Consider the following 15070-nt stretch of genomic DNA (forward strand, 5'->3'; position numbering starts at 1 on the left):
AACACCTCCGTATAAATTCATTTTAATATGAATTCAACGAAAGTGTTTTTATTTTACTCCCACATTCTGGGGTTAGTGCAAAACGTCCAGATTCTTTTTTATAATGTTTTGCTTTAATCATATAATTAAATTGTTGCTTCATCTTTCTTACTTAAAAATGTAACAACCAATAACATAATAATTGAAAGTGGTAATCCAACTAAGATTGGATGAATCCCAAACGGATGACCAAGTATTTGCCAAATAACGGCTGACCCAAGTCCACTCCACATCGAAATATTCCCAGCAATTTTTGTAGGTCTTTGCCAGAATAAACCGAAAACAACTGGCGCTAATAAACCTGATACTGACATCGCAGTACCTGTTACCATAAGGTTTACTAACCCAGGAATCATAAGTGATAATATCAAAGAAATAACAGAAACTATTAACACAGATACCTTACTATATAACAACATTTTCTTTTGACTAGAGATTTTGACATTTGGTTTTATAATATCGTTAGCAATAGATGAAGCACCTGCAATGAAGAACGAATCTGCACTAGATATAACAGCTGCTAGTAACACCATAATCATAACGACTACTAAAGGAAACGGGAAGACTTCTTGAATCACATGATAATAAACTAATGGTGTCTCAGTTATATCGAGATTCAAACCAAATTTACTGTATACACCGATTAAAACTGTCATTGCGCCTAATATCACCGCAATAATCATTGAAATCCAGTAACCATTTCTCGCAGTTTTTAAATTCTTAGCTGCCCAAATACGTTGCCAAACATCTTGTCTAATAAACTGATAAAAAGCTAATGTTAAAAGATAAATTAAAATTTCATTTGGTGTAATATTAAGAAAATCTAACATATCATTTTGATTCTGGTTAATAGCGTTAGCTTGAACTTCGCTCCAACCACCTGAATAATATATAACCACAAAGAACAACACGATAATACCAACCGTAAGTATCGTACCTTGAATAACATCTTGCCAAATGACAGCTTTTAAACCACCGAGATAAGTTTTGATTGTCAGCAAGACCCAACCTAGAATGATACCAACTGTCATATTTAATCCTAATGTTAAATTTAAAATAGAAGCAATAGCGACAAATTGCATACCTGTCATCGCACAATAAGCAAATAAGAAACTGATAACAGTAGGAATACGTGCAGATTCACCATAACGAAGCGCAGTGTAATCACCTATCGTTACCATGTTATATTTTTCACCTAATAATCTAATACGCTTTAAGAAGAATAATGCAAGAATGATAACGGCACTTATCATCGTAATATGTATCCATTGCTGGCCCATACCTAACGTATATCCATTTTCCATATACCCTAACAATGTAGCACCACCTACACCTGTACCAACAAATGTTAAAATCAATGGGATGACTGATACAGTTCTACTCGCCATATTATAGTCATCGTATGTTTTTATATTTCGCTTTATGTATAAAGACATGATTAGTAAAAACACAAAATAAATTATGATTATAAAACCTAGAACAAATTGTTCATTGTTATTAAACACTACAATACCACCTCGTAAATATGATGTTTTCACAATAAATTAAGCTTATTGTTATTTTTAACTCAATTGAAATCTTATCACTTAAGTAAGAATTATGAAAGCACCTTTTTATAGTATTGAGTTTACTTTGAATAATCCCCTGTTTCTTCCGGATAAACAACCTCGCCATCATCTTCTATAATTGGCATTGCACCCCATTGTCCGAGTTTATGTGGCACTATTTTTATTCCTTCTTTATCGTTCAATATAATATGTTTAACTTCTGTATCATGTGCCGCTAACCAATTGCTTATAATTAAACGATGACATCTTGAAGGATGTTGTTCTGCACATAAAATTGCTACAGTATCATTTTTAGTATCATTAATTAATGATTTAATACCTGTTTTGAAGTCGTCTGTTAATGTGTAGTCTGCATAATTATGAAATGATTGGTTTTTCCAACCTTCATTTAAAGTTTCCCCTACTTCTTGAGATGGTTTTCGTCTTCCACCTAATAAATCTATATGATGGTAATTTATATCATGATTTTTCAGCCATTTCTTAAATGATCCTTGATTGTACTGCGGATGTTTTTTGCTATTAGGAAATGCACGAACATCAACAATCATTGTGATATGAGCCTTTTTCAACATCTTTAGAAAAGTATCTAACTCATAATCAAAATGACCTATAGTATATACACACATAAATTTCATTACCTCCATATTTACAGATCTTTTTCATGTGAAACATCTTAGTTCCAAGTGTAGTTACATTTTATACATTGTATCATTTTAATTATTAATCCAACCAAAATAAAATCCTATCAATAAATGATAGGATACATAAACACTGAAGTTTAATTATTGAGTTTGAACTTCTGGAGCAATATCACAACTACCGCCAGAACCATAATTATTAGCCGTTTTATCACCAGGCTTAACTAACACATACAATGTATATAACGTCACTACTCCAGCTACAACTGTACCGAATGCACCAGCCATCAACGACGCACCAAGCATACCAGTACTTCCAGCCCCTGCAGCTGCAAGGATAGCTACAACAAACGTTACAGTCGCAGCCAAAGCGATAAGTCCACTAATATGAGAAACGATTGCAAGAACCATTGTACGATTTGAATCATGTAAACGTCTTGTCATAACAGTGAATGAAGGTATTATGACTGCCAATCCGAAAAGTCCGCTTAGAAACCCAGCTGAAACCATTCCTAAGAGAGAAGTTATTACAAAGTTGATCCAAAAAGGATGCCAAAAGTCTGGACGATTAGATCTTCCGTTTATGTCTAAAAAACGTACCCAAAAATCTTTGTAACTTTCTATAACTTGATTTTGTGAATTATTCATGAGTTTCCTCCTACCATTTGATAGTAATAGTATACAAAAGTATAACCTTATATAGCAAATGAATTTTAGTTATATTATTTTTAATATCAACTTTCAACCTCGCTCATGATTAATACATTTTGTTATATATGTTTTATCGTCATGTCCAATGAGTTTTCCTCGGTAGTGTTGTGGCTCATTAATGCCTGTTAGTAGTATAATATTTTCTTTTTTATTAACTTTATTTATTATTTTCTCTATTGTTTCTTTTCGAGATTTGCCTATAATGAGATTATTTAAATCGTATGTTTTGGGTAAGTTTTTAATCATTGTATCGATAATTAAATTTTCATTTTCATATCCAACTTGCTCAGAAGCTAATACTACTTGATCGATATACTTTGGAATGAGTTTCATAGTGGATTCTATTTTATCGTAGCCTCTTAATCCGACTCCTGTAATCATAACTGTAAGTTGTTTATCTATATTTGAAGCGTATCTTAAGGCGTCTTCAATGGATTCTTTAATTGCTAATGGTGTATGCGCGAAATCTAATATGAATTGATAGTCGTTTATTTCAAACGTTTCAAATCGATGTGCTGGGGGTTTCATCGTTTCAACTGCTTTTAATATATCTATAATATTAAAGTTTAATTTGTGTAACGTAAATATGCTAGTCGCTAGATTAATATAGTTATGTGTTCCATTGAATAGAACATCTAATTTATAAACTTCTTTACCAATTGATATATATAGTTTATTATTTTTCAACTCATATTTATAATAGGTATCGTTATTATTAGAAAAATGATATTTGTCATTACATATTTTTAAATATTCTTTAGTATCATAATTCACCATGCTTCTCTTACTTAATTGATCTAGCTTTAGTTTTGATTCTAAATAGTTCTCTATTGTGTGATGATATTCTAGATGTTCAGAACTAAAGTTTGTAAATACAGCTATTTCATTTTCAATAAAATCTACTCTTCTTTGATCTAGAGCGATAGATGTTGCTTCATATACAATATAATCATAATCTCGTTCAGCGAAATGCTTTATGATTTCAGCAAATTCAAAGTGCATAGGTGTTGTAGGAGTTGAATGTAAAAATTCTATTTTATTATAGTCATCATCGTAAACGCCTAACGTACCAATGGTAGCTACTTTTACATCCATTTTTGATAATAGCTTACATATCATATGGCTTGTAGTAGTCTTTCCATTAGTACCCGTAACTGCTATAAACTTTAATTGTTCTATATATTTGTCGTAGAATAAGTGGACAAGTTTAATTGCGACTGATTCATAATTATCTATATACACAACATAGACATTCCCTTTAATATCATCCAAACTATTTAATGGCATATTCGTGATGATTAACACAGGGTTTTTCTTAACCGCTTCTATTGCATATTTTTTTGAATGCTTTGATGATTTCAAAATAAAAATTGATGAGTCTTGAATATCTTGATACATAGATGTTACATCTGAACAATCTTTATTAAAATTAACTTTGTAACTATGATCATCAAATATGATATCTCTTTTTATTTTTGATAATACATTTGTAATTTCCATATTTTTCTCCCTTTAATGAATGATTCAGTTTTATCCATGTAAAAGAAAACTATATCCCCATGGGAAATAGTTTCCTCTTAAATCATTAATTGCTAATTATTTTTGTGCACCTGTATCTGGCATTTCTTTTGGCATATCCATTTCAAAATCTGATTTGTTCTGCATTACAATTGCGTTACTTAAACCTTTAGCTGGCATAAACATATGAGCGTATGCTTCTCTTACTTTCATAGTAGATGTTTTATAATCGCCTTTTGTATATGCATCAAATGAAGCTAGTAATTGATCTACGTGCATACCTAAACCGTCAGCTAATTCATTACTTTTCAGTTGATTATCTGTAGCTTTAGATAAGAATGCTCCAAACTCTTTACTGTAATTATCTAAATTGCTTTTCGCTTCTTGTTTAGCATCTTTATCGTTATTTTTAGAAGCTTCTACATAATCTACAAAGTAACCAATGTGTTCAGACCACATTTTTTCAAATTCCATTCCTGCGTCTTTACCATATGCGTCTTCTATTGCTTTTGATAAGTCTTTCGTATTCATTTCTAGCGCTTTTACAGAGGCTTTATAATTTTCAGAACCATCATATCCATTTTGCATTGCATCAGCTGCTAGTGCTGCATGCTCACTCATGAGATAATTTAAATCTGATCTTAAGTCTGCTGCTTTAGTAGTTGCACTTGTATGATGATAGTCTTCTGGGAACTGTTTAGTAATTGCGTCCGATAAGCCTTTACTCACCATATACATATGATGAATGGATTCTCTTTCATATTTATAAGCTTTGTCGTAGTCTCCATTTACCGATGCGTCAAATGCACTAACTAATTGGTTAACATGCATTTGTAAACCGTCTGATAATCCTTTAGCTTCTAATTTTTCATCAGTGGCTGTAGCCATAAATTGTGAGAACGTATCTCTATAATTATCTAAGTTATTCAACGCTTCTTGTCGTCCTTTTTCATCATTGTTGTTTGTAGCATTCACGTAATCTACAAAGTAACCAATATGTTCAGACCACATTTTTTCAAATTCCATTCCTGCGTCTTTACCGTATACATCCCCAATAGCTTTAGATAACTCTTTCGTATTCATATTTAGTGATTTTACTGATTCATCAAAGTCTTTAGAGCCTTCTGCACCTTTTCTCATTGTATCCGCTGCTAAATACGCGTGTTCACTTAGTAACATGTCTAAATTACTTCTTAACTCAACCGCTTTGCTATCTGTTTTTGTAACCGATTCATGCGATGCGTCGTGTGCTTGTGCTACTTGTGACATACCTGCGCCCGTCCCTAACAATGAAACCGATAATGACATAGCTAATACTTTCTGTGAAATATTCATCAAATCACTCCTTTATTTTTTTGTTCATAAGGTATACGTAACAAATAAAAAAAGAGATCACATTATTTAATGTAATCTCTAAAAAATTTTTAAACTTTTTCACTCGCCATAATAATATCCCCTTCAGGAGCTTGGTTATTAGGTGATGGTTCGAGTGTAATCGCTATTTTATCTTGTTTGTCTAATTCAATATCGCTTAGGTCAAAGACAACCATTCCGGAATCTTTGCTAGAAACAAATGTACCTGCACGGTATGGCTTTTCTCCTTTGAGTATCCACACTTGGTATGCTTGATTACCTTTTGTTTCTTGTAAACCGTTTGCTTGTACAACTAATTGCTTCTCATTATTACCCTTTGCTACAAAAGCTTCTCCTTGAACTTTATCTTGTTCGGTAGATTTTAATTTTATAACTTGTGCATCATCTTTATTGATTAATTTATTATCTTTCGGTTTCTTTTCTTTGTCTTGTGTATTAAATTGATAAACATTTCCTATCAAAGATATAAATAAAAGTGCAGCCATACTTACAAATGCTATATTTCTAATTATATTATTTTTTCGTTTTATAGGTTTTTGTTTCTTTTCAATAAACGATCCACTTTTTTCTTGGTGTGACGATTCTTCTTCTTTATTGTCTTCATTTAATATATTATTCATTATTCTGCTCTTCATCTCTTTAGGAGGAGTTACACGTTCAACATGATAAGGAAGAGACTCATTTAATATATTTAAATCGTTTAGTTCATCTTGGCATGCTTTACACGTTTTTAGATGTTCTTCGAATTCTTGCTTTTCTTCTTCAGTTAGTCGGCCATTAAAATATTCATATATTTTTTCACATTCCATATTAATTCATCTCTCCCTTCTTATTATTTTTGAATTTATGTTTTAAATGTTGAATGGATAACCTCAGTCTACTTTTGACTGTTCCTAGAGGTATTTCAAGTGTTTTCGATATTTCTTTGTGATTACAACCTTTAAAATAAAATAAATATAGAATTATTTGTTGTTTTTCATCTAATTCGTCTATACATTCTTTAATTTGTTCAGATTGTTCTTTCGTTATTAATTCGGATTCTGGTACATTATCAGCTTTTAAATTATCTCTTTCTTCATCATATTCATATGCTGACATTTTGGTTCTTCGAATATAATCAATTGCTAGATTTCTTGAAATTGTAATAAGCCATGTTGACATTTTCCCCTTGCTACTATCAAATCTTGCTTTTTGATTCCAAATTTTCATAAATACATCTTGAAGCACTTCTTCACTTGATTGCTTATCTTGTGTTATTTTATAAATAAAATTATACAATAAAGACTCATAGCGATCGTATAATATTTCTAAACTATTCGCGTCTTTATCTATAATTTTACCGTACACTTCTACATCCGACTCTTCCATTGTCACACCCCCTGACACTCACCATTATATGAGAGTGAACGTCATATGCAAAATCTCAACCACTTTTTAATTCTGTATACACAACTAATCTATTCGGTGTACTTCCTAATTCGGGGTTATATTCTCCTTCACAAGTGATTAAATTTAAATGTCTATTACTAGAATATCCAAATATTTTTTCTACTGGTGATTTTTTTAATTCATATAATTTTTTATCATATACTTTAAAAATTAACTTCTTATGATTTTTATCTTCTACCTCAATCTCATCGCCTTTTTTCAATTTATGCAGATCCGTAAAGACACCTGGATTTTGCCCATCATTTACATGACCAGCAATAACCGCATTTCCATTATCTCCAACCTTATAACCTTCTTTAAACCACGCAGGTGTATTGATATCTTTAGGTACTTCCATCTCGCCATCAGAATTAACACCAGTATGTTCTAATTTGTTAGAAATATTTAACCTCGGAATACTAATCTTCACAGGCACAATCTCACTGTCATAACTTTCGAACTTTTTAGGTTTTACCTTAGTAGATTTCTCACTCTTTAAGTTGCTATCTTTGTTTTTATGTACATCGCTATCTGTGTCATTAACATTCATACATCCACTTGTAAATATCGCTAAAATAAGTATTATTATTATTTTCTTCAAATCGCTCACACCCTTTATAGGGTATACGCATTAATTCTTTTAAGGGATCACATAAACACTAAGTGATTGCGACTTTTTTGTGACAAGTTTTCTCAAAACATTCATATATAATACTTCATGGTAATTAAAATTTATAGTCACTATTACTATTTAAATAAGCATAAAATAGTCCTATAATCACTCCTCCACCAATATAGTTACCTATACATGAAGCAATTATATTTATCATCACTGGAATCGTACTTAACTCTTCGCTTTGATATAATAGTCCTCCAGTAAATAATACAGTGTTATAAACTACATGCTCATATGCCATAAAAGCAAAGATTGACACACCAAACATAAGCACAAACATTTTAGCTAAAATATCTTTTATTTGCATTGCGATAACCAATGAAATATTAATAAAGAAGTTTGCAAAAATACCTTTAACTAATATAGCTGTAAAGCCTGCAGTTAATGTTTTATGAGCAATAATATTATCTAGTTGAGTTAGCATTTCTGGAGTCATTACATCCGATAAATAAAACAATACAAAAAATATAAAACCACCTAAAAAGTTTCCTAAAAAGCAAAGAGTAAATATTTTCATAACTCGAATAGGGTTTGTAATGCGATAGTATAAACCAACAGTAAAATACATAAAATTACTGGTAAGAAGCTCAGAGTTAGTAAACAGTATAAGAACTAAAGCAAAACTAAAACAAATGGACGCAATTAAATTAATTAAACCACCAGCAATTTGTCCATCTAATGATGCTCTTATCATTAAAACAAATACAGTAATCAACCCTAAAATAAACCCCGACATAGTAGCTCTTAGTATATATCTTTTTCTATAAAAACTTTGCAAAATATCTTTTGTTTTTATTGTATCCACAACATCGTCTATAAACTGTTTCCCATAAAATACTTTATTATTGCTATTAATATCATTCAACTTTATAACCTCACTTCTTAATATACAAACTAGATTATGATTTAATAATAACTAATTGTGAAGTATTTCACAATATATTTTTTAAATAAAATAACTTATTAAATGTCGTAATACTAGGTTATGCAATCAAATAAAAAAATAAATTCTCCTAATCCATTAATTAGAAATTATTACGGATTAGGAGAATTATTTTGAGCGAGGAATTATATGTTCCAATTTCTTTTCTATATATTCACACTTACAATACGCCTGAACGTTGAAAATGCTTTTTCAATATTTGTTTTGCGATAAAGCCTCCTGCTATTGCACCAAGGATACATAAGATGAAAATTACTGGAAGAACTTGATATGTAAATACTGAATCAAATGCTTTGGCATAATCTTCACCATGGTTTTGTTTCATGTTGCTAAAATATTTATTTCTCATAATATAAAATGGTAATAATCCTCCTGTTGTCCAAATTGAAACGACAACAGGAGGGTTATTATCCAAAACCATTGTTTATATTTACCAATATTCATAATTAAGTCACCAATGATTATAAGCGGAATAACGATGGCCATTTTCATAAGTAAATGAAATGTTTTTTAATTGGATCATATGTATAACCTCACAATAGATAATAAAAAATTGTTAAAACGACTGCTAAAACTAGTATAGATACGTCATACCATTTGAGCCTTAACTGTATAATTGCCGTTTTCGGACGTGTAATATTTAACCCTCTGGTTACCGAAGCAATCGTAAGCTCATCAGCAATTTTAATCACACTGTTTAAGACAGGAACCATTCTATACTCTATGTATGTGATCGGCCTATCGAGTGTATTGTGCAAAGATATGTTACGCATTCTCATCGCATCGTCAATATATGAAGACTCTTCTTTAATAGTAGGCAAAAAGCGAAACATGACAGCAATAGGGATTGTTATTTTGCGTGAACACTTAAGCCTCTCAAGACCTTCGATTAATTCTTCTACTTGCGTCGTGTTTAAAAAATAATACCCCATCACAACAGTTGGCATAAAACGTGTAACAATACCTGCTGGAACAAAAATTAATATATCGTATAACTGACTTTCTCCTCTTATAAGAAAAGCTTCGGCATACCACCCTAAAAATATAATTAAGCAAAACACAGTACCTTTAACAATTTCTTTATTAGCTACAACTAACAAACTAGGAATAAGCAAGATAACTAATCTCGCATAGATACTGTTTCCCGTAATGTTTCCTGTAATCGCAATAAAAGATATAATAATCATTAAAAAAAGTTTGGTACGAGGGTCCACTGTAAAGAAAACTCGTTTTTTGTTCATTTATATCATCACCGCACGTATAAAATATATTGCAATCAGTAGTTAACCCACCCATAAAATCATCCATAATCTAAGACAAAATAAAAAAATAATTTACACCTTAATAAATCGTAATCATTACGTTTTATATTATCACGATAATTACTAGTAATGTCAAGGCCATTAGTAAATTAATGGTTATCTCCACTTATTTGCTTAAATGAGTATTAGAATTTAAAATTGAATTAAGTATAAGAAATGAATTCAAAAAATTTCTGTTTGAATTCAAATTTTTAATGGAGTGATATAAGTATGAATCGTAATATTGAACAGTTAAAAGACACCATTGATGCTTCTAACAAAATTACATTTTTTACAGGCGCAGGTATATCTGTAGCAAGTGGTATTCCTGACTTTCGTTCTATAGGCGGTTTATACGACGAAATTTCAGAAAAAGGTTACTCACCTGAATATTTATTAAGTGATGATTATTTAAAAAATAATCCAGAGGGTTTTATTAATTTTTGCCATCAGTACTTACTATTTGCTGATAAAAAACCTAATATCGTTCATGATTGGATAGCACAACTTGAAGAAGATGGTCGTTCATTAGGTGTGATAACTCAAAATATTGATGGTCTTCATTCGGATGCTGGTAGTGTAAATACAGACGAACTACACGGTACTTTAAACCTGTTTTATTGTACGCAATGCGACCAACAATATTCGAAAGCTCATGTTATAGATAATGATTTACGACATTGTGAAAATTGTGGCAGCCCAATTAGACCTGACATTGTTCTTTATGGGGAAATGTTAGACCAAGGCACTATATTTAATGCACTTCATAAAATAAAAGAAGCAGAAACGTTAGTCGTCTTAGGTTCTTCACTCGTCGTTCAACCAGCAGCAGGACTTATTTCGAATTTTGAAGGACAAAACCTTATCATTATTAACAAAGAGGCTACCCCTTATGATAGTGACGCCAATTTAGTTATTAATGAAGACATGGTATCAGTCATTAAAAAACTTAAAAATATAGAGTAAATCATATAGTATGATTTATAATTAATATTTCAATACAAAAATTTCTTATCAATAATTGATAAGGAATTTTTTCGTGTACCAGTTCTATAATCTACTATTCATCAGTTCTATATATTAATTTTGAATATTATAAAAAAAGTAATCATATTATATAATTATTACACTTTATTAACTCGAAGGAACAAAGCAATTACAAGTGTTTATTTCACTCTATACCCATGATAAATTTGTATCAGTTATTTTAAGAAAGGGAAGGTTTAAACATAATGAAGAAATTATTAACAAGCTCTATAGCAACTATAGGGATACTTACAATGGGAATATCACAATATGAAGCAGATGCAGCAGAGCAAGATACCGCATCTAATCAAGCTACATCAGGTTATGAAAATGGAGCTTACTATACAATAGATTCTAACGGGAATTTTCATCACACTTTAGATGGAAATTGGAATCAATCAATGTTCGACAATAAAGAATATCAATCTTATGAAATAGATGAAAATGGTGTTTACCATTATTACTACTTTACTAAAGGTGGACAAAACTACGCACCTAGTCAATCACATAACTCGATTGAAAATAATGGTTACAATGTTGAACAATCAAACGTGAATAATAAAGCGTCAAATAATAATGAAACTTCAAACAATAATACAACTTATCAAGAGACAAATGTTAATGAAAATACGAATGCAGAATATAAAGCACCTTCAAATGAAACTGTTTCTTCACTAGAAGATACTCAGTCAAATACAGCTCAGTCAGAAGACACTAATCAAAATTCTGATCAAGCACAAGTAAATAATAACGAGAATGCAGAGAGTGCAGAAAATGTAACTGAGAGTTCTCAAAAATCTGAAGGCACTGATCAAGCTTCATCAAATTGGTTATCTAAAAATGCTAAACTTCAAGAGTATGGCCAATATCATGGTGGCGGTGCACATTACGGCATAGACTATGACATGGAAGAAAATACACCAGTATACTCACTTGCTGATGGAACAGTTATTCAAAGTGGATGGAGTAACTATGGTGGCGGAAACCAAGTTACAATCCAAGAAAAAGATAGCGATTATTATCAATGGTATATGCATATGAATAAATTAAATGTTGAAAAAGGCGACGAAGTAAAAGCTGGTCAACAAATTGGTGAATCAGGTAGCACTGGTAACTCAACAGCACCTCATTTACACTTCCAACGTATGAAGGGCGGCGTAGGTAACGAATACGCAGTTAACCCAGAATCATATGTTAATGGCAACCAATAAAATATAATATATAAATAAAACCACGTTTTTAGTAAAAACGTGGTTTTATTTATTGTTTAGTTTTACATGAACCCTTTTAACATTCCATACCAATACATCCTTGGTAATAAATCTTTTTTAAATATATACATACTTCTTCGTTCTTTAGCTTGATTAAAAGGCATTGTTTCTTGCGTTTTTTTATTATAATCAAATTCAGCTAATATTAACTTATTATAACCGGTCACAATAGGACATGAAGTATAACCATCATAATGATTAGTCAGCATATCATTATTCATAGCTTGCATTAAATTGTGTACCACAACAGGTGCTTGTTTTCTAATAGCTGCACCTGTTTTAGAAGTCGGAACATTAGATGCATCACCTAAAGCAAATACATTTGAATATTTTTTGTGTAGTAATGTCGTCGGATCAACGTCAACCCATCCGTCATTATCTGAGAGTGTACTTTCCTTTATTACGTCTAAAGGACCCATAGGCGGCGTAACATGTAACATTTCATAATCCAATGATTTTTTATTAGCCGTATGAATATGTTCAAATGTAGCCACTTTCTTCTCTCCATCAATTTCAATAAGATTACAATTATAATCTACAATAACATCTCTTTTTTTAACAATTTTTTCTAATTCTCTATTATATTTATCCACATCAAACAATGTATCTTTAGGTGTTTCATATATTACATTCGCTTTTGAGCGAAGATTATATTTTCTGAAATAGTCTTCAGCTAAATACATGATTTTCATAGGCGCCCCTCCACACTTAATAGGTGTATTAGGGTGCGTAAAAATAGCATTCCCACCTTTAAAATTAGAAATCTGTCTCCATGTTTCATTTACATATTCGGGTGAATAGTTAGAGCAAACGCCATTTTTACCGATATTTTCTTGTAAGCCTTTAATAGACGACCAATTAATCTGTAATCCTGGTGCAACGATTAAATAATCGTAATTGACAGTAGTGTTATCTCCTAAAGTAATACTATTATTTTCAGGTTCAAAGCCGGAAACAGCTTTTTTTATCCACTCAACACCTTTAGGTATAACATTCTTCATATTTTTACGAGAACTTTTAAATTTTGAGGCTCCAGCGCCTACTAAAGTCCATAAAGGTTGATAATAATGATATTGAGCCGGGTCAATAATGCTTATATTGCCTTTGAATTCTGGCTTTTGTCTTAAAATTCTAGAAGCTACTGTGATTCCAGCTGTGCCTCCGCCTACAATTACAACTTGATAATGTTGATTCATTTCCCTACATCCTTAAATTATTTTAATGATGATGGTAAGTCTTGGTAGCCTTCTCTAACGTTCACAACATTTGTAAATCCTTTATATTCTAATATACCCGTTGCAATAGAACTTCTAACGCCTGATTGGCAGTGGACATATATTTTATCATTTTTATCAAAAGGTATTTCTTCGTTTAAAAGTTTACCATGAGGGATATTGACTGCTTGTTCTAAATGACCATTATCCCATTCTTCATGATTACGTACATCTAGCACATATTCTTCTTCACCAGTCATTTCAGCACTATAAATAGATTGTGTCTGAACTTCCGATTTTGGCAAACGATAACCTGAGACGTTTTCGAATCCTATTAATTGTAAAGTATGCTTTGCTTGTTCAACTGTAGATTTATCACCGATTAAATCTATATCTTCATCAAAATCTAAATACCAACCGATTTGGTTAATAAAGTTTTTATTATAAGGAATATTGATGGTTCCTTTTGTATGACCGCCGTGGAATGCTTCTTTACTACGTATATCAAATGCAAATCTTTCATTATCCAAACTAGGATAAACATTATATGGTTGATACGAGTTCATGCCAAATTGATTAATTTTTTTCATTTTAGCAAAATGATGAGGTGGTACTGGTTGGTTTGATGTTAATGTTTCAATAAATGTTGCTTCATCCGTTACATTGAAAGCCCAGTTGTTTATTTTTTCATAACCTAACGTAGACATAGGCACTGCCCCTAAAGTTTTACCGCAAGGGCTACCTGCTCCATGGCCTGGCCAAATTTGAATATAATCTGGTAAGTCTTTAGCATTTTTTATAGATTGATACATTTGTTTCGCTCCGATTTCTGTAGAACCTTTCATTTGAACAGATTTTTCTAATAAATCAGGTCTACCTATATCGCCAACGAAGATAAAATCACCGCTAAATAGTCCCATTGGAACACTGGCAACTCCACCTTCGTCAGTGAGTAAGAAACTAATACTCTCCGGGGTATGTCCTGGCGTGTGCAATACTTCTAATTTAATGTTACCTGTATAAATAACATCATAATTTTTCACAAAATACGTTTGTTTTGGCATATTTTTATAACTTAATTCATCATTACTTTCACCAGATACATATATTTTTGCGTCTAACTTCTCTGCTACATCTCTAATACCTGAAGCAAAATCAGCATGAATATGCGTTTCAGCAGCTTGAGTAATTGTGAACCCCTCATTCTCTGCAACTTCCATATAGTTTGTTAAATCACGTATCGGATCAATAATCATTGCTTCTCCTGTACGCTGACATCCAATTAAATAAGATGCTTGTGATAAGTGATTATCATAAAATTGTTTGAAAAACATAGAAAGCTCCTCTCTTTAATATATTTGCT

15 protein-coding genes are annotated in these 15070 nt (G+C 31.4%); 2 read left to right on the plus strand and 13 right to left on the minus strand.

Annotation, left to right across the window (positions count from 1 at the left end):
• Positions 1–125 precede the first annotated feature (125 nt).
• The 11 genes from LQ688_RS09880 to LQ688_RS09930 form a co-directional block, all read right to left on the minus strand.
• Positions 126–1544 carry a sodium:solute symporter family protein gene (locus LQ688_RS09880; RefSeq protein ID WP_064205165.1) on the minus strand — a complete coding sequence of 473 codons (1419 nt, stop codon included), beginning with the start codon at positions 1542–1544 and terminating at the stop codon, positions 126–128.
• Between the two features lie 122 nt (positions 1545–1666).
• Complete coding sequence (locus LQ688_RS09885) at positions 1667–2233, minus strand: DUF488 domain-containing protein (RefSeq protein WP_182094117.1); 567 nt, start codon at positions 2231–2233, stop codon at positions 1667–1669.
• Between the two features lie 156 nt (positions 2234–2389).
• Positions 2390–2893 (minus strand): DUF805 domain-containing protein, encoded by a 504-nt coding sequence (locus tag LQ688_RS09890; protein WP_017000441.1) that lies wholly within the window; start codon positions 2891–2893, stop codon positions 2390–2392.
• 93 nt (positions 2894–2986) lie between these two features.
• Positions 2987–4456 carry a Mur ligase family protein gene (locus LQ688_RS09895; protein WP_064205167.1) on the minus strand — a complete coding sequence of 490 codons (1470 nt, stop codon included), beginning with the start codon at positions 4454–4456 and terminating at the stop codon, positions 2987–2989.
• Positions 4457–4552: 96 nt separating this feature from the next.
• Positions 4553–5809, minus strand: coding sequence for a hypothetical protein (locus LQ688_RS09900; protein ID WP_064205168.1), 1257 nt, complete (start codon positions 5807–5809; stop codon positions 4553–4555).
• A gap of 89 nt (positions 5810–5898) precedes the next feature.
• Positions 5899–6657, minus strand: coding sequence for an anti-sigma factor (locus LQ688_RS09905; RefSeq protein ID WP_016999829.1), 759 nt, complete (start codon positions 6655–6657; stop codon positions 5899–5901).
• 1 nt (position 6658) lies between these two features.
• On the minus strand, positions 6659–7216 hold the full coding sequence (locus LQ688_RS09910; RefSeq protein ID WP_016999828.1) for an RNA polymerase sigma factor: 558 nt from the start codon (positions 7214–7216) through the stop codon (positions 6659–6661).
• 55 nt (positions 7217–7271) lie between these two features.
• A complete protein-coding gene (locus tag LQ688_RS09915; RefSeq protein WP_037539302.1) occupies positions 7272–7877 on the minus strand; it encodes a class F sortase in 606 nt (201 codons plus the stop codon).
• 124 nt (positions 7878–8001) lie between these two features.
• A complete protein-coding gene (locus LQ688_RS09920) occupies positions 8002–8817 on the minus strand; it encodes a formate/nitrite transporter family protein (protein WP_064205169.1) in 816 nt (271 codons plus the stop codon).
• A 238-nt stretch (positions 8818–9055) separates the two neighbouring features.
• Complete coding sequence (locus tag LQ688_RS09925) at positions 9056–9316, minus strand: MptD family putative ECF transporter S component (protein ID WP_016999825.1); 261 nt, start codon at positions 9314–9316, stop codon at positions 9056–9058.
• A gap of 112 nt (positions 9317–9428) precedes the next feature.
• A complete protein-coding gene (locus LQ688_RS09930) occupies positions 9429–10136 on the minus strand; it encodes an energy-coupling factor transporter transmembrane component T (RefSeq protein WP_182093627.1) in 708 nt (235 codons plus the stop codon).
• 291 nt (positions 10137–10427) lie between these two features.
• Here LQ688_RS09930 and LQ688_RS09935 point away from each other — a divergent pair, with 291 nt between their 5' ends.
• Together LQ688_RS09935 and LQ688_RS09940 are read left to right on the plus strand one after the other, a co-directional pair.
• Positions 10428–11162 (plus strand): NAD-dependent protein deacylase, encoded by a 735-nt coding sequence (locus LQ688_RS09935; RefSeq protein ID WP_064205170.1) that lies wholly within the window; start codon positions 10428–10430, stop codon positions 11160–11162.
• Between the two features lie 266 nt (positions 11163–11428).
• Positions 11429–12433 (plus strand): peptidoglycan DD-metalloendopeptidase family protein, encoded by a 1005-nt coding sequence (locus LQ688_RS09940; protein ID WP_070044762.1) that lies wholly within the window; start codon positions 11429–11431, stop codon positions 12431–12433.
• A gap of 62 nt (positions 12434–12495) precedes the next feature.
• Here the strand turns inward: LQ688_RS09940 and sqr are convergent, their stop codons facing one another.
• Both sqr and cstB read right to left on the minus strand, forming a co-directional pair.
• The gene (gene sqr, locus LQ688_RS09945; RefSeq protein WP_070044763.1) at positions 12496–13689 is read right to left on the minus strand and encodes a type II sulfide:quinone oxidoreductase Sqr; all 1194 of its coding nucleotides are present in this window, start codon (positions 13687–13689) and stop codon (positions 12496–12498) included.
• A gap of 17 nt (positions 13690–13706) precedes the next feature.
• The gene (gene cstB, locus LQ688_RS09950; protein WP_182093628.1) at positions 13707–15041 is read right to left on the minus strand and encodes a persulfide dioxygenase-sulfurtransferase CstB; all 1335 of its coding nucleotides are present in this window, start codon (positions 15039–15041) and stop codon (positions 13707–13709) included.
• Positions 15042–15070: the final 29 nt, after the last annotated feature.

Origin of the sequence: Mammaliicoccus sp. J-M40 (genome assembly GCF_022386395.1) — a bacterium.
GTDB classification, from domain to species: domain Bacteria; phylum Bacillota; class Bacilli; order Staphylococcales; family Staphylococcaceae; genus Mammaliicoccus; species Mammaliicoccus lentus.